Origin of the sequence: Mucilaginibacter gracilis (assembly GCF_003633615.1) — a bacterium.
In the GTDB taxonomy this organism is placed as follows: Bacteria; Bacteroidota; Bacteroidia; order Sphingobacteriales; family Sphingobacteriaceae; genus Mucilaginibacter; species Mucilaginibacter gracilis.
The window spans coordinates 656,669-676,656 of record NZ_RBKU01000001.1; the positions used below are offsets into that span (position 1 = coordinate 656,669).

Sequence of the window (19,988 nt, forward strand, 5' to 3'; positions counted from 1 at the left end):
GCTTCGCATCGGAGTTGTCTTCTCTGACCTCATCCGCTGTTGTCTTCCAATGGCTTTTTACTCGCCCTTAACACGATAAACCTAATGCCATGACTATAGGTGAATCCTGCAATTATCATCCTTGTCATGAGCCTTAAATTGACTTGGTTTTCTTTTCGCTAAGGCTAAATTTCGAGGTGGCCTCGTCCTTGATTTCCTCTGCCGTTCTTTTACGGCCAGACTTAATCCATTCAGTCAATTCGGACCGGTAGAAATAAAGGCGCTTCCCGCGCTTATTAACAGGGAGTTCTTTACGGCATACTTTGCTGTAAACGGTCGGGACAGCAAGGTCTAAAAATATTGCAGCCTTGGCAACGGGCATAATTTCGTCCTGCCCCATCGGCTGCTCCTGCCGCTGAAGTAAAAGCTGTTCGATGTTATCCAGCTTATCCTGTATTCTACTTACCGCCTCGGGTAACTGGTCAAATGTGAGTGTGTCTTTCATTGCGCATTAATTTTGTTTAATGCTGCAATTGTAAGTGCTTGTTTTGCAGTGTTACAAGGGGGTAAACCGTAACCCTGCGCTTACCCCCTCATTTTTTTGCTATTTTTTGTTACGGGGAGTAGGCAGGATGAAAAACTGAGCTTCCTTTTGCTCAATTTTCAGGATGGGAGATTTGCATGGACGGGTATTTTCTGACATTAGGCCGGACAAATAACCCTCTGGCAATTCCCTGGGTTCAGACTGTTGGGATAGGTACATGAACTTCGGGGCGATCCATTTTTCCAGGTCGGACTTCCGGCAACCGACAATCAGGTTAGCATCATAGAGTTGTTTAAAGGCATCGGCCAGTTGGGTTGCAAAGCCACGGAATACCAAAGGGGCAGTGGGTGCCTCATCATATAGTAACAGCTTTTCAAGTGCAGCGTGATCTTCAGGAACAAAATAGGCTTTTAATAAATCAAACAGTTGCACGGCTGCCCCATGTTTAAAGGTCGGATAGTAGCCCACTATTTTTGCAATGGCTGCCTGTTCTTCGCTTAGTTCTGGTTGGTAGGTAGTTTCCTGTACTACTATTGCCGGTTCGTTTACTTCTTTCGCTTCGTTAGTATTTTCGATTTCTGCCGGAGCTTCTTCAACCTTTGCCGCTTCCTGCCCCGGTAGTTGGGCATTCATCCTTTTTTTAAAATCAACCTCGGTTATCTTCGGCTTAATAAAATTTTCTGCAGCATAGATCAGCTCCATTAAAAACTTTTCCCGAAGCTTGACAGAATCGCCCAGGTCTTCCGCAAACTTCGCGGTTACTTCTATATCAGCACTGTCAGATTGCAGATTGTTGACAATAAATAAATATTCAAGTCGGACAGAAATTATAAAGGAGCGGTGATAAACCAAATTCATCTCCGAATAATGCTGGTTGTAATTTGTCCAAAATTCCTTAAAGCGGTTGCGGACTTTAGATAATTCTGCCAGTTGGAGCAAAATAAGGTCTTTGTTTAAGATTAGCAGGTCTAAAAAGGCCATATCTTTTAATACCCTTAGTTCGCTTCTGTAGGAAAAGGAATCGTAATATTGGGTTTCGTAGGTCAGATCATAAGTTTTAACATGCTTCTTTTCATTCGTTCCCCATTCCAGTTGAATATCATCCTCAATAACACGTAGGTCGAATGTTTGGATGCGGATTAGAAATTCTTTTAGATGCTGCATAATTTGGTGGTAATGAAATCAAGCCTTTTACTATAGTCAGATTCCTTTAAAAAACGCAACCATGCGATTTAAAAGTATAGACAACCCAACTAAAATCAGCTATCATAAGCCTAAAACCTGTATAAAAACAAAGTTATGCAAAATGCCGTTTGTATCTGTTTTGATTTTTTTTCTGCAAATTTTCTGCAAATAAAAAAGCCCCACTTGCCGAAGTGGGGCTAACTTGTTGATTTACAAGCTCCCCAGACTGGACATAATTCGAACCGTTTTGTCGAACAATTGATGCTTTTGAACCAACTATAAGTTGTCTAAACGAAATTCGATTCCTCTACGAACTACAAAAAATCAATTGAAAATCTTATTTTTTCAAATCGTCGCTCTCTCATAAGCTGCATTAGTTATAACAAAGGAGTTATTATCTCACTTCATCAGCTAATACCATCACCAACATATCTGTTAAATACATTCGATTTATTTTTGTGAAGTTATTTTTCGAAAGCGGATGTTTCTAACACGATCGCCTGATAATTTAAAGCCTAAATTTTGCCCTTGATTGTCTATTTGAAAGTCTAACATTCCCATATCGCTCTTAAATTCATTTTGGAATTCCTTAACGGGATTAAGTTCAAAATCGCCGCGACGGAAATGATGAATCATTAATTTTCCATTCAAATTATAGATGTTATACAGCTTTAAAGGTCCGGGTAAAATGCGCCTGATCTGCAAAACCACAGGTATAGGCTATTTCAGTTAACAGCGTAGGAGTATTTTTAAGTAGCCGCAATGCTTTATCTACCTTAATGCGATTAATGTAGTTACCCAATGTAGAAGAAAAATATAGCGGAAAATATCGCGATATGGTAACGGGGTGAACACCCAGCCTCGTCGAAAGATCAGTTAGATGAAGCGGTTTGTCCCATTCATCTTCTAACAAATCACGCAAACGTTCGGCCCATTGCGGCATGCTTTTACCGGCTTGGGTTTTTATTTTACCTGCCGGGTTAAAAAGCTTGTACAATAACAATTCCGCGGATGCAATTGCATGAGGGCTCGATGGATCGTCCAAATCATGGTAAAGCTTAATCAGTGTAATTTTAGTGGATAAAATTTGCGGTATAGTTTTTAACAAGTGCTCCTCTGTATTATTCATCCGGTTCATAAAATCCGCGCTTAGGTCAATGTTTATTTTTCGGGTATCATCACTATAATCATTGCAGCGATGCATTTCGCCTGCTGGAATAAACTTCACATCGCCAGGAACCCGCTTGCAATTTTTACCAAACAGATCTTCTTTGTGACAGCCATTTAATAACAAACTGAGGCTCGCATTCTGATGAGCATGCCAATCTTCGAAACCGGCGTTCCCGGTATAGCGTGTTAACGCTACATGGCATCCGCTCACTTCCTTGTAAGCTTATTGATGCCTAAAAAAGTATCTAACGGTTTAATCATTGATGGCCGGTTATAAAACAAACGTTTGTTAGAGTAATTTCTATTACATGTGTTACATTAAAAAGCCCCGAAAGAAAGGTGGTGGTGATTCCCCAAAGCCCATTTAATAAGTTAACCATTACCAGCAAGAAGAGTGAGCGAGATCGCTTATAGTCTCGGTTTCGAACATGTGCCATACCTGCTTCGTGACAATACAGTGCAGGATGGTTGAATAACGAGTAAACTTTATATTTTAAAATTACTACCGTAATGATTTTGCACATTTATTTTTTATGCTAAATGGTTTTAAACAGTTGATGACAGTTACTTAAAAACGATTATATACTTTTAAACTAACTTTTATAAAAGCCTAACATACCACACTTATTTACAGCAATTATAATGAGAATACCCGCCCTTTTTTTTACCTGTTTTTTTATACACATAGCTTGTTTTGGGCAATCACAATCACTTATGGGTAGCAAGAGCCAGGAAGAACTACATGTAGATAAAATATTAAAACAACTTACCTTACAGGAAAAGATAGGCTTGTGTGCGGGCGCTTTTCCTGAATTTGGGCTTAGTGGAATAAAAAGGCTGAATATACCAACCGTTAAATGCACCGACGGGCCACGAGGGCCAAACCAAAATGGCAATTCTACTGCTTTTCCCTGCGGCCTGGCCTTTGGCGCCTCCTGGAACCCCGAACTAGTTGAACAAGCAGGAAAGGTGATGGGCAATGAAACCCGGGCTAAAAAACTTAATGTTTTGTTTGGCCCGGCAGTTAACATTTTAAGAGATCCTCTAAATGGTCGTTTTTTTGAATACTATACGGAAGACCCGCTTTTGAACAGCGAAATTGCGGTAGCCAATATAAAGGGCATTCAGAGCGAAGGTGTTGCTGCCTGCCTTAAGCATTACGCCTGTAATAACCGCGAAAACAATCGCAACTTTTATATGTCGATGGTTGATGAACGAACACTAAACGAGATATACCTGCCGGCTTTTAAGGCCGGGGTACAAAAAGGTAAAGTTTGGACTATTATGACATCGGCAAATGGTGTTAACGGCGAATTTGTAAGCGACAGCAAAAAAATGCTGACCGAAATTTTAAAAAATGGATGGGGATATGACGGGTTGGTAATGACCGACTTTTTGCAAACCCGCTCGACCGAAAAGGCTGCTTTAGCTGGCTTGGATGTATCTATGCCAGGTGGTAGTTTTTGCGGTTTTGGCGGTGCCCTGGCAGACGCGGTGAAAGCAGGCCGTGTGCCCGAAAGCGTTATTGACGACAAAGTTCGCCGCATACTCAGGATCTATGACAGGTTAGGCGTATTAGACGGTAAGGATATGAGTATCGGTGCTAATCAAAATACGATTGAACACCAGGCAATTGCTCAAAAAGTGGCTGAAGAAGGTATGGTATTATTAAAAAATGATCGTAAACTATTGCCGCTAAACGCAAACCAGATCAAAAATGTTGTAGTAATAGGCCCCAATGCCGATAAAAGGTTTTGTTTAGGTGGTATGGGCGGCGGAAGCTCAACCATTTTGCCTCCTTATGAAATAACAGCCCTTCAAGGGCTTAAAAATATGTTGGGCAACAATAAGGTAAGTTATATCCCTTCTAACGAATTAGGCGGCTTTCAGTCAATTCCACAATCTGCTGTTGTTGGGCCGGATGGCACCCCGGGTTTTAAAAGTTCTTATTTTGGTACCGACCAGGAACACCCGGCAGTTAACCGAAAAGATTCTGTTTTAAGTTTTATGTGGGAAATGAAATCGCCTGACCCAAGGATTAAACCACAGGATTTCACCCATGCGCACTTTGAAGGGAAACTTATTGCTCCAATGGATGGCCGGTTCACCTTACGGCTAACTGCAGATGGCGTAGCCAAGATGTATCACGGTTTCAACAATGGCACCCAGATCGCTTTTGCCGACAGGAACCAGCTGCTTTCACCGGCATTTGCCTCTGTAGAGCTAAAAAAGGGGGAACCTTATGAACTTTCTATAGATTACATAAAACAACCGGGCGATGCAGGTGTAAGGTTGGAATGGGAACTGCCCCAGATCTCTGATGATAAATGGGCGAAAATTACAGCGGCTGTTAAAAAAGCAGATGCAGTAATATTTGTGGGCGGGTTAGATTACACCTCGGATACCGAAGGCCGTGACCGGAACGACCTGGTTTTCCCGGGCTCGCAAGAAAATTTAATTAATAAGTTATCGGCCATTAACAAAAATGTTGTGGCTGTACTAATCAACGGTTCTCCTATGGAATTAGGTGGCTGGTTGAAAAATGTTCCGGCTGTGTTAGAGGCATGATATCCTGGCATGAGCTGCGGAACCAGTATTTCAAACATTCTGTTAGGTAAAACAGCCCCATCCGGTAAACTACCATTCTCCTGGCCAAAAAAACTGGCAGACTGCCCTTCGCAAGTGTTCGGAACTGAAAACAATGACGTAGTAAATTATACAGACAGCTTAATGGTAGGTTACCGTTATTACGACAGCAAAAATGTAGAACCCCAATTTCCGTTTGGTTACGGGCTGAGTTATACTACCTTTAAATATAATAACCTGCATATCAAATCGAACAGAAGTACTATTAGGGGATCTTTTTCAATAAAAAACACGGGTAACTTTAACGGTGCCGAAATTGCCGAGGTTTATGTTAGGCCTTTGCACCCAAGCGTGTACAGGCCAATACATGAGTTGAAATATTTCAAGAAGATCACTATAAATAAAAATGGCTCCGGTAAAGTAGATTTTGAATTAGGTGCTGATGCATTTTCATGTTATAATGTTAAAACCGGCAGTTGGCAATTAGATCCGGGTGAATATGAGATACAAATAGGTTCATCATCCCGCGATATAAGGTTGAAAACTTTAGTACAAGTGCGAAATTAAATTTGGTATTACTTTTACTATACGTTCTCTTAGAGCAGGTAATTACGTGCCAATACCAATCTAAAATTAATATATCACTTGCTAAAAAATTGATGATAAAAACTCGTGAAGTATTTTATTAATGATTTGAAACATCATATTGTTTAGCGATATCCACGCGAATCTGCCGGCCTTGGAGGCTTTTTTCAAAAGTGTTGAGAATAAAAACTTGGAAATGCCGCGGCTGATGGCACTGAGGCATTCCAGGAAGAAAGTGAAATAAGCCGATCTTCTTACCTATGTACAAATTCCCTATTGGGTGATGAACAACGCAAATTATTACGTAACCTGCCTTTACATATAAAGTTGGAACTACTATTCGGGGATAAAATAGTAAAGCTATTACTTGAACATGGAAGTGCAACCAGTATAGATGAGTTATTAAATGAAAATACTAATGAAGATTATTTATTTGACATGATGCAAAAGGCAGACGCCGACATTATGTGTTTTGGACATACTCATCAACCTTATCATAAAACATTAAAAAGAAAAGGAACTGATATTATTGTCGAAAAGTACGCCATTAATATTGGATCAATTGGAAAACCCAAAGATAGGGACCCAAGGGGTTGTTATTTAATTTTTAAATTAAATGAGCCTGAGTATAAGGCTGTTTTAGTTTGTAAAAGCTGGTAGAGAAAATGTAAATGTCGCTCCATGGCCCGGGGTGCTTTCTACCCAGATCCTCCCGCCGTGCCGGTCAATAATGTCCTTGGATATATAAAGTCCCAGGCCGAGCCCCGAGGTCTTTCGCTCCTGCTCTTTAACACGGTAAAACTGGCTAAAAATGTGCTGCTGGTTTTCAGGCAAAATACCGGGACCCTGGTCTTTCACAGAGATGCGAACCTCATTCCCGGTCCTGATAGCAATCATGCTTACCTCCCTGGCGTCCGGCGCATACTTCACGGCATTACCCAGTAAATTGGTGAGCACCTGTTCCAGCCGCATCTTATCGCCCGAGACCAAAAGCTCTCCATCTGCCGCCATTTTCAAATTATAGTGGGGATGGGTCTGCTCAAACGTATCGGTTATTTCGTCCAAAAGATCCGAAAGATCAAAAGGTTCAAAATTCAACTGTAGTTTACCGGCCTGGATTTTAGATATATCAAACAGGTCATTGACTAACTCGTTGAGTTTGGCCAATTGCTTCAGTGCCTTTTCTGCAAAACTTTTGGCAATACCATCCGGAACCGTTCTTTCTAATATCTGCAAAAAACCGCTCATCGAAGTCAGTGGCGTCTTAAGCTCATGGGAGGCCAAGGCGATAAATTCATCTTTTTTATTGCTCAGATCCTTTACTTCCTCAAAGAGCCTGGAATTATCTATGGCAACGGCAGCCTGTGAGGCTACGGTAACAACCAGGTCTTCATGCTCTTCTTTAAAAATGCCAGCTTGTTTGTGGCCAAAAAAAAGCCCGCCGATGACTACGCCCGAATGAGTAATAACGGAAACCGCCAGGTAGCTCACAACCGGCAAATGGCCTTTGGGCATACCAAAATAGGGTGAATTTTTTCCATAACGCGGATCTTTTGTAATGTCATCAACCCGGACAACGTCCTCACCGCTAAAGGTCGGATGGAAAACAGCCGTGTTACGGGGCATGGGAAAGTTTTCAAAAGCAGCCCGTGGCGCCCCGGAAATGGTATAAAGCCAATAGGATTCACCGCCCTGGTCTACCCGGTTATAGAAGAAGGCACCGAAATCCGCGCCGGTAAGCCTGGTAGTAGCATCGGTCACTCTTTGTAAAATGTGTTGCAGATCAAGATCCTCGTTAATGCTTTTACTGATTGAATTAAGGATTTCCATACGCTCCATGCTTTTAGCGACGGACCGCTCTGCTTCTTTTTGCGCTGTAATGTTCCGGGCTATTTTTGAAGCCCCGATGATTTCGCCGGCTTTGTTGAGGATGGGAGACACCGTCAGTGATATGTGCAACTGTTGTCCCGCTTTGGTTCTGCGGATAGTCTGGAAATGATCTACCTTTTTTCCGGCACGAATGTTTCCGATAATTATATCTTCTTCATTCAGACGCTCCGGCGGTATTAGTAATGAAATATGTTGACCAATTGCTTCCTGCTCCGTATAGCCAAACATTTTTTCTGCGCCGATATTCCAGCTGGTGATGATGCCTTGCAGGCTTTTACCGACAATGGCATCGTCCGAGCTGGCGACAATGGCGGCCAGCCTGGCCTGCTTTTCTTCGGCAGCATTTTCTTCGATGATACTGCGGGCAATCTGTGACGATCCTGTAACTTGTCCCTCCTGGTCCCGGATAGGCGAAATGGTTATAGACACGGGGATTTCAACGCCTTCCCTGGTTCTGCGAATCGTTTTAAAATGTCCGATCCGTCTCCCCTCCATAATATCACGCATGATGTCCATTTTTTCCTGCTGCCTGTCCTGCGGGATCAGCAGGTAAACCGATTCATCGATTATTTCCTCATGACTATAGCCGAATAGCTGTTCAGCTGCCGGATTCCAATGGGTGATCCGCATATCAAGGTCATGGCAAAATATCGCGTCGTCAATGCCTTCAAATATGGATTGCAGGGTTGATAGCTCTTGTGAATGCTGAAGTCTGGTCATTAGTATTCGGTGCGGCCAGAAAACGGCATTATCTGTTCAGTGGCTCTTTTTGTTTGATTTAATCTAATAATAACCTTAAAAACACAGAAAGGTTTTAAGCCCTTGAAGAAGGCCAGGCCGATGAAAATCTGGCAGCGCAGCTGTAAATTTTTCAGATGCCCGCTGAAAAAAATTCAGTTTTAATTCCATTTCTGGCTTTGGCATCTCACTTGTAGTATTGCTGCCGAACGATCGTTCTTTAAGTTTAATAGACTAAATGGTTTGATCCTTTAAAAACAATTAAAAGAAAAGATTATGACATTGGTTAAATTTAATCCCGACAAAAGAAACAGTTCACTATTACCAGGTTTTAGTGATGTTTTCGATTCTATTTTTAATGACACTTTTTTCAATGATTGTATGGTAACCCGCGTACCTGCCGTCAATATCAGCGAAACGGAAAACAACTATCATCTGGAACTGGCTGCGCCGGGTCTGAAGAAAGAAGATTTCAAACTGAACCTGGAACGCAACGTGCTGAACATTGCTGTTGAGCAAACCGCCAGTCAGGAAGACAACCAGAAAAATTACAGCAAGCGCGAATACAGCTATAACTCTTTCATGCGTTCCTTTTACGCTGCCGGAAAGCGCGGATGACAGCCATTGATGCTCATTTATCCAACTTTCGAAGTATACGAGATCAGCTCGGCCCATTGTCGTGTAGGACAACCATTCATGTTCGAGATGATTGAATAGTGTGTTAATGCTTGCAATAAAAGAGCGTGGCGAAGATCCTTCTGATTTGATTTTAGACATGGTTGAAGATTTTTATGTTCAGCACGAATAAATGGATGCCTCCCGCTAGTATTAATATCTCTAATAAACTTGGGCGTATAAAAGCGATTGAATTACGAAGTTTAATCATATTATATCAGTCGATAGTATACCGCGTTTGTCCTAATTAGCGGGGGCCCTGTTACTGGTCATTTCTACAGAGGAATTCGCGTCCATTTTAGTGATTCTTTCCAAATCTTTTTTTGTTGCGAAAAGGGCAACACTTTCATAAGAAAGCTTATCAGCACCAATAAATGACCGGATCATTAAAGCAGTCTTTACACTTATTGCTGTAAATGATAAGATATCATCTTTTGAATTGAGTTCGCCTCGGTCGAATTGATCGATCAAATCACTCATGCTTCTCAAGCAATCTCTGATTGTTCCCCATAATTCGCTTGAAATGATCGCCGCCGCCTCTTCTGAAAGTGAGCTATACTCTATAAGAATTGTCCTGGCGTCTTCACGGGCCTTTTCCATATGATCAATCTCACTGGGAATGGGCAAACTCGCATATATTTTAAAACGCCCCTGGTTTTGCATGATTTTAATCAATAGGTCAACCGATCGCGCTGGTATTATCCAGGTCCGCCTCGAAAAGGTACTGTTCGTCGATCCGGACATTGATAGGCCGAAGCGTACCAAGGGTCTGCTCGGCGTCCTTATACACTGGCGAGACATCCGCGCGGCCCAAGTGCTCGTCCATATTTTTTTCGAAATCCGTGGTTTCTCCAGACTGGACATAATTCGAACCATTTGGTGGAACAATTGATGCTTTTGAGCTCGTTGCAACCAGCATAACGTGGGATCTATTGCTATAGGACCTACTTGAGGGTAAAGTTTATAAAAGCCCCTCTCTTCTTTCCTGTAAATTACTATTTTTCATTGGATTAAGGCCAAAATGATATCTTAAGAAAAGAGTTCAATGTGCTTTACGTCAAAACACAATAATTGGCGGGACATCAAACTTATTAATGTGCGTTTATTTGCCATTGACCGATCCTTATAGTGTTGCAGCCATGAAATATTACAATTAGTATTGAGAAAACCAGTAACGATTTAGTACCTCCACCTAACTAATAGTATTATAAAAAGCTTCCCGGTAAACTTCCCCTAATGCGATGCGGATGCCGCCGATCTGGATCTTGTTACGTTCGATGCTGACGATCTCAGGGCCACTATAAAAGATTTGTGAACGCGCATGAACTGAGGTTGTGGTAAGATCTCTTCCAGCTTTTTCATCGTTTGCAGGCTAATGATTTTTTCATTGGCCGTATGGATCGTTATATAATTCTGCATGCCTTCCACATATAGAATATCGGCTGTATTCACCCTAAACAATTTGTGCTCTGTTTTGACAAATATGTAGTCGCTCTGTTTCCGGTGGATGGCTGGTTGGCTAATGAAGGGATGGGGTCGCCTAAACCTTTCAGCACCACCGTCGCTTTTTCAACTGCCTGATAAAAACGCTCGAAGGATACAGGTTTTAACAAATAGTCAGTCGCATTAAGTTCATAACACTCTAAGGCATGTTCCGCGTAGGCAGTCGTAAAAACCACCTGACATTTTCCGGCGATCAGTTTGATGAGTTGAAGACCATTCAGCTCAGGCATCTGAATATCTAAAAACACCAGGTCGATGCCACCTTCGGTAATTTTAGCCAAAGCCTTCAAGGGATCTGTAGTGCTTAATACCACATTAATCGCAGGCATCCGGGCCGCATAGTTGAGCAGTACGTCCAGGGCTAATGGTTTATCATCTGCGAACGGGCAATTGATCATATTAATTTTATTTTGAGATCTATGGAATAGCTATCAGCTTGTTTGCTAATGCGAAGTTCGTGACGGTTTGGATAGATAAGGGATAGTCCTATACCTACCCTTTTATCTTTTTTCAACGGTTTGACCTGATTGGTAACCTTAAACTCCAGCTCGTTGTTTTCTAGGCTAATTAAGATCAGGATCGGATTATCCGGATCATTGAAGGCTCCATGTTTGAATGCGTTCTCTACAAAATTGATCAGGATCAGCGGCGCGATCACATAGCCGCTGAAACTGCCTTCCGTACGAAAGTCAAAGTAACAGTTGTGTTTCTGCCAGACGCGCTGGAGTTCGATCACATTTTCAAGATAGGCGATCTCATCATCCAGCGGAACGAACTGCTCTTCGCTTTCTCGGAGCATATATCTGAGCAAGCCCGATAGCTTCAGTAAGGCAGCCGGCGCTTCTTTGGCCTGCTGCTGCGTAAGCGCGTATATGTCATTGATGGTATTGAACAAAAAATGCGGGTTCACCTGGGAGCGCAGAAATGCCAGCTCCGTTCTCAAATGCTCCTTTTCCGCGATCTCTTTTTCCACACGCAAGGAGCGCCGGTCCGTTAGATAGCTGAGCAGTAAAGCTAGAAAGATATTGATAAAATTCGCACCCAGGGTTACCATTACCGCGAAGCGAAAATCCAGATCGAGCTGATAGGTTTTCTAGCCAATAAGCGGGTATACACGTTGTTCCATCAGGTAATATACCGGTGTAAACAGGATCACACAGCTGACGATAGAGGCCAGGTATTTGACAGGTTACCTGACTTCAAAAAACGGGGGATCAGGAACAGGTAATTTACATAAAAGAAGGCGGCGGCGCAGCTCACCTGTAAGATCTTCACTGGCAGGAGTATCCGAAAGGCAAGGCCCCAGTCAACCTGGGTCCCCAATACGCCCGTACCCAACGAAACCAGCAGGGTCTGGACCAGTATGAGCAACCAGTACCCCGCATGTAAAAGGACAATCTGCCGTTTATTCATGGTTTAAATTAAAACAATTTAATTTTTCAGAAAGAATGATTTGGACAACGTACCTGATCTTCCTGACAAACCAGCTGATAATAAGGATAAGATCTTGTCCGCACTGGAAAGGTTGCTGTCAACGTAATTTGAGGTTTGGTCAATCGCATTGGTTGCGGAATGGCCTCAACTGCATTTTTGCGGCATAGATTAATTATGAAAAAGATAACCACCTATTTGAAATTAATATTAGCCTGCGCTTTGCTGCACCTGACCGTCCCGACAGCTGCCCGACCGCTATCCTCAGATCAACCTACTGTCGGGGAGGAAAACATTGTTCGCTTTATTAAGATTTGGGGCCTGGTCAAATATCGGTTCAACAGCGAGTGCCGAGGGGAGATTCAATGCCGACAGCGTGTTTTTGCACTATATCCGCTGGTCAAAGACGCTAGTGAACCACAGTTTAATAGCTCGATGCTGGCGTTTACGGAGCAGTATGCCTCCGGGATCGTAAATTCAGGCAGCCATACGGCACGTATTACTAGCGGACAGCGGTTAACACTTAATAAAGATCATGCCTGGATCAATGACCCAGCCTTAGGTTTACTGCTCCAGAAAAAGCTGAAGCAACTGGTGAACACTTATAATCTCGGCAGTAAGCATCATTATATGAACAACGTTTTTTACGAAGGCGATTTACCCAATGAACCGGCCTATGCCGATTACAGGTTCAGGGAGGAGGCGATGAATTTTTTAAGTCTGGCCAGTGAGTCCTGCAGTTGAAGAAATAGTGACGATATGTCCGGATTTCTGTTTACGCATGACGGGTAAAACCGCTTTAGTAACCTTCATCGGGCCAAACAAACTTGTTGTTAAATGGCCTTCAATCTCTTCCATGGAAAGCTTTTCGAAATAACCTGCATTAAAGTTTGCGGCATTATTAACACATAGGGAAAGTAACTATACTATGAATGATATTAATTTCAATAGTCACCATGAGATCACCGCCAGTTGCGGCGATTGTAACGCAATAACAGTCCGGGACGCTTTAGATGTTTTAAGTGGAAAATGGAAACTTCAGATCATGTTGGCTCTTTCCAAAGGTGCCTCGAGATTTAAACAGGTAGCTAAAGAAGTTCCTGGCATAACGACAAGATGTTGTCGGAAGAACTGAAAGATCTTGAATTAAACCAACTTGTCAAGCGTGAAGTTCATGCAACCTTTCCACCTACAGTCGAATACACCCTAACAAACCATGGCAAGACTTTGGACAGGGTAATTGCAGAACTCTCTGTTTGGGGAATTGCCCATCGGAACCAAATTTTCGGCAAACAATCAGGAAAACAAGAATAGTTATAAGTTTGGGAGGCCAATTTGAACTAGTTCATGCTGTGTCATCGCCGTATATAGGCGGACATGATTAATTGTCTGCCAGTGCCTAGGGCATGGTTCGAGAGTAATTAAAACCGAAATGTTTAAACATTCTATTAAAAGGCGATTAACTAAAAGCCACGTTCGTTTCACTGGAGGTCATTACTCACCTTATTCATTCGCTCAAAAATAATTTTGTATAGTGAGGCGATGAAGCTTCCACTTTGGCCCTTCATATAAAATACTTAATTCCTGGAACCCACACTTAACGCGGGTTAGAAGCGAGCTCGGACCGATCTGATAAATTCAAAGAACGGGTTTATGACCGGGCTTTTAAGGGATGCGACCGTTAATTTACTTAATAAAGATTTGCAAATCAGAACTGCTAAGACTTGAAATTGGTGCAAAATCCTTACCACCAGCATATCTCAGGAGACTATGCCTAAGTTGTCTTGCAACAGGGCGCTCAGTTAAATTATGATGTATATCCATAGAGCAAATAATAAGCTTACCAATGCCTACTTTAAATTCCAATATATCTGCCATATTCCTGTTCTTAAAAAAGTTATCTATTACTCGGACTATCGGGAGTGGCTGAACAGGAAGCATATCAGTAATCATCGTTTTTGAATTGGTTACCAAATCCCACCATTGCCAGTCACTGTAATTAGCTGTAGGGAAATCAGCAAGGGCAGGATGGGCCGGGTTTACCAGCAGTCCCATACTTCCCGGCTGATCCGGAAAATGGACAGGGCTCCAGAAAACAGGTGCAAACCGACCACTGACCCCTTTTATTGCCGCTGTATCAGGATTCAAGACAACATTTGCTCCTTTTTTCAACCAACTCAATGCGCTATCTGCCGACGTTGTGAAAATTACATTTTTGGGCGCTTCTGCTATTGTTGACGGATATACCCAAATGCTCCAATGATTACTGATAGTACTAGAATTAACAACCCTTAAGGTTACCTCCAACTGCATGGCCTTGGTAATTGATTCAAGATTGACACTGAATTTACCGATCTGTTGTCCGTTACCAACTGGAATGGCCTTTTTATCCAACTTTCCGCTAAACAGCACTTTTTTTTCTTTATCGTTTATAGACCAGATTAATTGATCCGTTATTGTTTTATCAGAAAAATTCGCCATTTCTACCGAAGCCGAAAACACCTCGTTATTGGTATAGGTGGCCTTGCCGAATCTGAGCAAGGGCACTACAGGCCCGCAAAACCGGCGGAACTCTTCAGGTGTGATTATGCCTTTACTATCCCAGAAAGCATTTAGCAAACCTACAAGCGCAGTTCCTTGTCCGGGAAAATCATGAAGGTCGAGTAGTTGAAAACCACCCACACCTGAGGTTTTGAGGGCGCGCTCAATTTCTTCTTTATAAAGGTTTGCTGCCAAGTTACCACTGGCTTTTAAATAGGGGCCGGCCAGATTAAGCATTCCTTTATTTCGAAGATCATTGCGGATGGCGTTAAAATTCATAGGCTCCAGAACTCCTTTATATTTAGAAATTTCACTCAAGTCGGGATAAACAGAATATTGACCAACTTCGTGAATTACGAGCGGCACCGGGATATTTTTTATCGCATTGCTGTAGTCAGTTTTAAAGTCGGGAACGTTCGTATTGAAAATTCCCTGCCCCCGCACCCAGCCCTCATCCGTATATTGGGTAATAAAATAGTCGTCTGTCGGCTCGGGGTACTTACCGTGTCCCTTTTGAAAGCTAAAAGTAGTGGTAGTATAAAGCCGTCTGCTATCCTGCGCTTTCAATTGCCTTACCAAATCCTGAAGCCAGTTAAAATCGCCTTCAAGTTCATTACCCATACTCCAAAAACAAAATGAAGGGTGATTCCCGTAATTTTGTATGATCCGGACTGCCTCTTCCTTCAGGTATGATAACGTTCCGGGGTCTTTGCCTACCGTGAGGCTCCATAAAGGCAGTTCAACATGCAGGTAAAATCCAAGAGAATCGGCTACTTTAAAGGCTGCTTCGGGAGGGCACCAGGAGTGAAACCGAATATGGTTTAGTCCATATTGCTTCGCGGTGTTAAAAACCTTATACCATCCGGCTGCATTCATCGGCGGATGGCCTTCCAGCGGAAATATGTTGCATTCAAGCGTTCCCCGCAGAAACATCTGCCTCCCGTTGATGCGGAATTGGCCTTTCTCTGAAGACAGATCGCGGAAGCCAAATTGCTCTGTTCTGCTGTCGATCACCTCGCCTGACTTATTGGTTACATCGATTTTAAGCTGATAAAGCCGGGGATTAAATTCATCCCATCCCCGGGCATCCTTTACCTTGATGATGAATTTCGTATGCCATAAACTATCGCCTGTAATCACGATGTTCCTTGTATCTTCAACAACTTGTAGTCCTTTTAATATTCTTGCCCTGACATAGTACTTTTTGTCTGCCCGTCCGGGGACAAAATTGATATTTGCTTCTACCGAGCTGTTTTTTAAACTGGGAAATACCTGTACCTTCTCTATCGATAAAGGAAGCCGGTCGACAATCTCCATGTTTCCGATTACGCCATTCCAGATAATTTGTGTGCCGTCTGTATAGGCATGGGCAAAATCATTTACGCTGATATCATGCTGCTTCCGGTTATCCACACGTAAGGTAATCTGGTGCACTCCTGCTTTCAGTGTTCCTAAATCGAAAAATTGCGGAGCAATCAGGCTTTCCTGTGTACCAACCGCGCGGCCGTCTATCCAGCAATCGGTATTCCAGATCACACGCTCAAGCATCATGCGGGCTGCCTGCATGTTATGCGGGATTGCAATGGTACGCTGGTACCACACCGCGCCGGTATATTCATGCTTCCTTGACAAATGCATCATCACCTGCTTGTTAAGTTTCAGCGTATCTGTCTGAACCGGCTTCCCGATGCCCGCGTCATCAAGTGTTCCCGGTAAAGTGATTCTTCCCTGCAACTTCTGGCTGTACCATTTTTCAGGTATCCCTTTATCAAGAGGATCCAGTTTAAAAGCCCATGTTCCGGACACGGGTACCCGCGTGTGCTGTGCAAAAACTGCAATACTCAAAAATAGCGTCACAAATAAAACTAATGATCTTCTCATAGAAAATTGATCCCGGGTTATTATTGATAAGTTCCTGTTAAAGTAGTCACCGAACGCCCCTCTAAAGTAAGCTTATTTGTAGTGACAGTTGATTTTTGCAAGTTCCTGGAAGCACTTGTGGTAAAAACATCAATGTTTGCATTGGCAAGTTTGATTGCGTTTGTATCCAGCGTGTATTTTTTTTCGTTGCCACTGGTGTTGATGATCACAATAACAAACTGCTTGGTCGCCGGATTTTTGTAGGCTGAAACCATTTGAGAACCGGCTGCAACAACAGCGTCCGTGATATCACTGATAGCTGCACCTACCCTGATCATTCCCGGCCTGATGAACCGTGAGTAATTACCCAGGCACCAAAGCTGCTTGGAATCGCTTACAATGCCGTCACTTTTCATAGCGTTCAGGTCATAACCGCCTGCTGGATCAGTAATATAAACCAGTCCGTCACTATAATTGTAAGTATCAACTGCCAGCCACCACTGCCAGGAACTGACGTTAGCGACCGTAAGGTCATTGTGGACAACTTTAGCAACATACAGCCCGTAGTCGATACTCAGATTCCGAGGATAGCCGTTTGCCTGACCGCAAATATCACCGAGAATTCCAAATTCCGACTGCCATAACTGAAGCGATGGCGCAATACTATTACGCTTGTTTGCAACATTCTGACGGTAATTTACCAGGTCACTGCCTGGGCAGGTAGTAAAATAACTATGGGCAGAAAGCAAATGTTCTAAAGCCGAAACGTTACCGATATAATTAGATGAAGCAGGGTTGAAGAACTGATTGATCTGGTCCCCGCGATTATCGCTATTATTTGCATCCAGTGAATTCCATTGATTGGCTTCGCCAAGAGCGATCTTAGCAGATACCCCGGCAGACTGTATTTTAGGCCCTAAAATTCTTACAAACTGCGCTATATCGTTATTGGTAGCGCCGGTACCTTCCTGGCTCGGGTTTTCACCCCAGTTCCATTGCGGCTCGTTAAAAGGGCTGATAAAATTAAAAGGCGTACCGGTACTTTGAAAGTGCTTTGCAACAGCGACAAGAAAATCTGCAAATGCTCCCTGCTTATCTGATTTCAAATTGAGCTGGCTGTTCGCCAATCCAAAGGCTTTGTTATTTACCGTGTACTGGACGGGTGGTGAAACGGAAAATCCCAGAAAATTTTGAACTCCCCTGGATTTGGCTGCTGCTAAAAACCATTGCTGCCCTGCCTGCTTTGTCCAATCGTAGGTGCCATCCGCATTTAAAAAACACTCTTCACGCCGGTATTCATCTGGAATGCCGCTGGCTGTGCCCTGTTCAAAGCTTCCTGCTCCGATGTTAAAACGCCAGAGCGATAATCCGATACCTTTAGGATTACCATTGGCATCATTGTCCATGCTGAAAAGATAATCGGCGATCAGGTTCTTTTTAGTGGAATTAGCCCATTTACCAACAAATTTTGTTGTCCAGCAATCAGAAGCTCCAAAACTACTGACGGTTTGTTTTTCGTCCCCCAGGTTAATGACAATTTTTACTTCTGCCTTATTACAGGTATCTACACCATTTACATAGCAATGATTGTCGGTTTCCGGCATTACTGTTTTTTTACTGCACCCGGATGCAGTAGTGAATAGTAGCAGGCAAAGTGAAATAAAACTAAAATGTATCTGTTTCTTCATTTTGTATCAATAAGCCGCTTGCTTGCGCAGGCGGCATTTAGTAAATTAGTAACCGGGGTTTTGTGTAATTCTTCCCTGTGAGGCAATAATTTCTTTGGATGGTATCGGCCAAAGATTGTGTTTTCCGGCAACAAAACTGGTACCTTTATTCTGAGGTTCGTTTAGATTGGTCGTTTCATAAGGGTCTTTGCTTTGTTGCGTATTGTACTTAACAAAACTCCCGTTCGGCCCCATGATACTATTGATCACCGGCTGACCACTTTGATCTTTCCATCTCCTGATATCATATAACCTATCTCCTTCAAGCGCGAGCTCAAGCCTGCGTTCCGTACGAACAGCATTGATAAGGTCCCAGCCGCTGAGGTTCATGTTGGTAGTAAGCCCGACCCTGTCTCTGACTGCTTTTAAAGATTGCAAGGCCTGCTGGCTTTGTTGTTGCATAGCTGCTGCTTCGGCGTTCATCAGGTAAACGTCGGCGAGCCTCAGGTAAATATGATCTTTTGAAAACCTGCCATTCGGCGTACGTTCTGATCTCGGTATATAAACTTTGCGGTTGTAACGGGCCGATTTGCATTGTGACGGATTGGCATCAAATGAAGTGTTTGCGGGATCGCCGATCACGGGGAAATGATGACGAATGATCGTCCAGTTCAGCCTAACGCTATCACCCTGAGCCTTAAATGCATTTTCCAGGTCGCTTGTAGGCGTAAAATAGCCCCAGCCTCCTTCTGTTCCGGGCATTGATGTGGTCGGGAAAACATTACCTAAATTGGGATACTGGGTTGAGTACTGGAATTGAATTTCAAATATGGATTCTTTACCGTTATAATTTGTGGTTTGCCAAATGTTACCATAAGAGTTCTCCAGCGTATAGTCGCCCGATGCGATAATTTGCGCGCTCACGCTTTGTGCCTCAGCCCAATTTTCGGTATATAAATCAATTTTGGCGAGTAAGGCCTGTGCCGCGCCTTTTGATACCCGGAATTTATCCGTGGTACTGTATTGAGACTTTGAAGGAAGTATTGCAATGGCACTATTCAGATCCTGTTTAAGAAAACTATAAACATCTGCCGCACTTGTGCGGGTGTAATCGTTTTGCTGGGGCGAAAGCGTTTTAGTGATCAAAGGCACCGCTCCCCAGTTTCGGACAAGCTCGAAATATTGAAAGGCCCGAAGAAATTTGAGTTCAGCGATCAGTTTTTGTTTTGCGCCATCATCAATTTTTGCATTCTGCAGGCCTTCCATGGTCGCGTTGAAAAGGTATATACTTTTGTAAATCTCTATCCAATGCGCCTCTATCCGGTCATTTTCCGGGTTAAGCGTATAATGAGCAGCCTGAACAGCTGTGCCCTGACCGCCATTAACACCGATCCATTCGTTATCGGAAGCGGCTTCGCCGCCAACCTGCTTCCACCATTGTGTTTGCCACCAGTCATCAAAATCAATGTATTTGTAACTGGCCAGTGTTGCCCCGGTGGCTTCGTCAACAGTGTTGTAAAAAGTACCTGATTGAATAGAGTTTCCGTAAGGTTCCTGTTCGAGGAAACTTTTTTTGCAGCTGGTGATAGCGGCCGCAGCCAGTATCAGTATCGTATATTTTAAACGTTTCATTG

At 43.1% G+C, this 19,988-nt stretch carries 18 protein-coding genes and 2 pseudogenes; 6 read left to right on the forward strand and 14 right to left on the reverse strand.

Features of this window, described 5'->3' with window-relative positions; all coding sequences use genetic code 11:
• Window positions 1-133 precede the first annotated feature (133 nt).
• The 4 genes from BDD43_RS02755 to BDD43_RS02770 all read right to left on the reverse strand — a co-directional run bounded on the left by BDD43_RS02755 (window position 134) and on the right by BDD43_RS02770 (window position 3,089).
• Window positions 134-484: a helix-turn-helix domain-containing protein gene (locus BDD43_RS02755; protein WP_008506607.1), complete on the reverse strand. Its 351-nt coding sequence runs from the start codon at window positions 482-484 to the stop codon at window positions 134-136.
• Window positions 485-583: 99 nt separating this feature from the next.
• Window positions 584-1,687 (reverse strand): hypothetical protein, encoded by a 1,104-nt coding sequence (locus tag BDD43_RS02760; RefSeq protein WP_121196241.1) that lies wholly within the window; start codon window positions 1,685-1,687, stop codon window positions 584-586.
• A gap of 471 nt (window positions 1,688-2,158) precedes the next feature.
• Entirely contained in the window at window positions 2,159-2,359 is a 201-nt protein-coding gene (locus BDD43_RS02765) for a hypothetical protein (protein ID WP_147425552.1), read from the reverse strand.
• A 10-nt stretch (window positions 2,360-2,369) separates the two neighbouring features.
• Window positions 2,370-3,089, reverse strand: coding sequence for a helix-turn-helix domain-containing protein (locus BDD43_RS02770; protein ID WP_008506611.1), 720 nt, complete (start codon window positions 3,087-3,089; stop codon window positions 2,370-2,372).
• 503 nt (window positions 3,090-3,592) lie between these two features.
• Here BDD43_RS02770 and BDD43_RS02775 point away from each other — a divergent pair.
• The 3 genes and pseudogenes from BDD43_RS02775 to BDD43_RS02785 all read left to right on the forward strand — a co-directional run.
• Window positions 3,593-5,668, forward strand: a pseudogene (locus tag BDD43_RS02775) (glycoside hydrolase family 3 protein); the annotation flags it as partial.
• A 111-nt stretch (window positions 5,669-5,779) separates the two neighbouring features.
• A complete protein-coding gene (locus BDD43_RS30745) occupies window positions 5,780-6,031 on the forward strand; it encodes a fibronectin type III-like domain-contianing protein (protein WP_262493004.1) in 252 nt (83 codons plus the stop codon).
• A gap of 294 nt (window positions 6,032-6,325) precedes the next feature.
• Complete coding sequence (locus tag BDD43_RS02785) at window positions 6,326-6,709, forward strand: metallophosphoesterase family protein (protein WP_162846962.1); 384 nt, start codon at window positions 6,326-6,328, stop codon at window positions 6,707-6,709.
• Here the strand turns inward: BDD43_RS02785 and BDD43_RS02790 are convergent.
• The gene (locus BDD43_RS02790) at window positions 6,689-8,659 is read right to left on the reverse strand and encodes a sensor histidine kinase (protein ID WP_121196244.1); all 1,971 of its coding nucleotides are present in this window, start codon (window positions 8,657-8,659) and stop codon (window positions 6,689-6,691) included. The two genes, BDD43_RS02785 and BDD43_RS02790, sit on opposite strands and share 21 nt — an antisense overlap.
• A gap of 294 nt (window positions 8,660-8,953) precedes the next feature.
• Here BDD43_RS02790 and BDD43_RS02795 point away from each other — a divergent pair, with 294 nt between their 5' ends.
• A complete protein-coding gene (locus BDD43_RS02795; RefSeq protein WP_008506616.1) occupies window positions 8,954-9,295 on the forward strand; it encodes an Hsp20/alpha crystallin family protein in 342 nt (113 codons plus the stop codon).
• 300 nt (window positions 9,296-9,595) lie between these two features.
• On the opposite strand, the gene BDD43_RS02800 is transcribed toward BDD43_RS02795, so the two are convergent.
• The 5 genes from BDD43_RS02800 to BDD43_RS02815 all read right to left on the reverse strand — a co-directional run bounded on the left by BDD43_RS02800 (window position 9,596) and on the right by BDD43_RS02815 (window position 11,828).
• Window positions 9,596-10,015, reverse strand: coding sequence for a hypothetical protein (locus tag BDD43_RS02800; protein WP_008506617.1), 420 nt, complete (start codon window positions 10,013-10,015; stop codon window positions 9,596-9,598).
• A gap of 16 nt (window positions 10,016-10,031) precedes the next feature.
• Window positions 10,032-10,271 carry a hypothetical protein gene (locus BDD43_RS29655; protein WP_008506618.1) on the reverse strand — a complete coding sequence of 80 codons (240 nt, stop codon included), beginning with the start codon at window positions 10,269-10,271 and terminating at the stop codon, window positions 10,032-10,034.
• Between the two features lie 314 nt (window positions 10,272-10,585).
• Window positions 10,586-10,771: a LytR/AlgR family response regulator transcription factor gene (locus BDD43_RS30495; RefSeq protein WP_233276863.1), complete on the reverse strand. Its 186-nt coding sequence runs from the start codon at window positions 10,769-10,771 to the stop codon at window positions 10,586-10,588.
• A 29-nt stretch (window positions 10,772-10,800) separates the two neighbouring features.
• The gene (locus BDD43_RS30500; RefSeq protein WP_233276864.1) at window positions 10,801-11,253 is read right to left on the reverse strand and encodes a LytR/AlgR family response regulator transcription factor; all 453 of its coding nucleotides are present in this window, start codon (window positions 11,251-11,253) and stop codon (window positions 10,801-10,803) included.
• A complete protein-coding gene (locus tag BDD43_RS02815; protein WP_162846963.1) occupies window positions 11,250-11,828 on the reverse strand; it encodes a sensor histidine kinase in 579 nt (192 codons plus the stop codon). The genes BDD43_RS30500 and BDD43_RS02815 overlap by 4 nt, the downstream gene beginning before the upstream one ends.
• Window positions 11,829-12,463: 635 nt before the next feature.
• On the opposite strand from BDD43_RS02815, the gene BDD43_RS02825 reads away from it, so the two are divergent.
• Window positions 12,464-13,030, forward strand: a complete 567-nt coding sequence (locus BDD43_RS02825; RefSeq protein ID WP_040625859.1) for a hypothetical protein — start codon at window positions 12,464-12,466, stop codon at window positions 13,028-13,030.
• Here BDD43_RS02825 and BDD43_RS02830 read toward each other — a convergent pair.
• Window positions 13,001-13,144, reverse strand: coding sequence for an SDR family NAD(P)-dependent oxidoreductase (locus tag BDD43_RS02830; RefSeq protein ID WP_233276865.1), 144 nt, complete (start codon window positions 13,142-13,144; stop codon window positions 13,001-13,003). The genes BDD43_RS02825 and BDD43_RS02830 overlap by 30 nt on opposite strands.
• 187 nt (window positions 13,145-13,331) lie before the next feature.
• On the opposite strand from BDD43_RS02830, the pseudogene BDD43_RS02835 reads away from it, so the two are divergent.
• Window positions 13,332-13,600, forward strand: a pseudogene (locus BDD43_RS02835) (winged helix-turn-helix transcriptional regulator).
• Between the two features lie 372 nt (window positions 13,601-13,972).
• On the opposite strand, the gene BDD43_RS02840 reads toward BDD43_RS02835, so the two are convergent.
• From BDD43_RS02840 to BDD43_RS02850, 3 genes are read right to left on the reverse strand one after another with little or no spacing between them, the layout of a single operon-like run.
• Window positions 13,973-16,708 (reverse strand): sugar-binding domain-containing protein, encoded by a 2,736-nt coding sequence (locus tag BDD43_RS02840; RefSeq protein WP_121196248.1) that lies wholly within the window; start codon window positions 16,706-16,708, stop codon window positions 13,973-13,975.
• A gap of 20 nt (window positions 16,709-16,728) precedes the next feature.
• Window positions 16,729-18,375 (reverse strand): glycoside hydrolase, encoded by a 1,647-nt coding sequence (locus BDD43_RS02845; RefSeq protein ID WP_040625860.1) that lies wholly within the window; start codon window positions 18,373-18,375, stop codon window positions 16,729-16,731.
• A 45-nt stretch (window positions 18,376-18,420) separates the two neighbouring features.
• Window positions 18,421-19,986: a RagB/SusD family nutrient uptake outer membrane protein gene (locus tag BDD43_RS02850; protein ID WP_008506628.1), complete on the reverse strand. Its 1,566-nt coding sequence runs from the start codon at window positions 19,984-19,986 to the stop codon at window positions 18,421-18,423.
• Window positions 19,987-19,988: the final 2 nt, after the last annotated feature.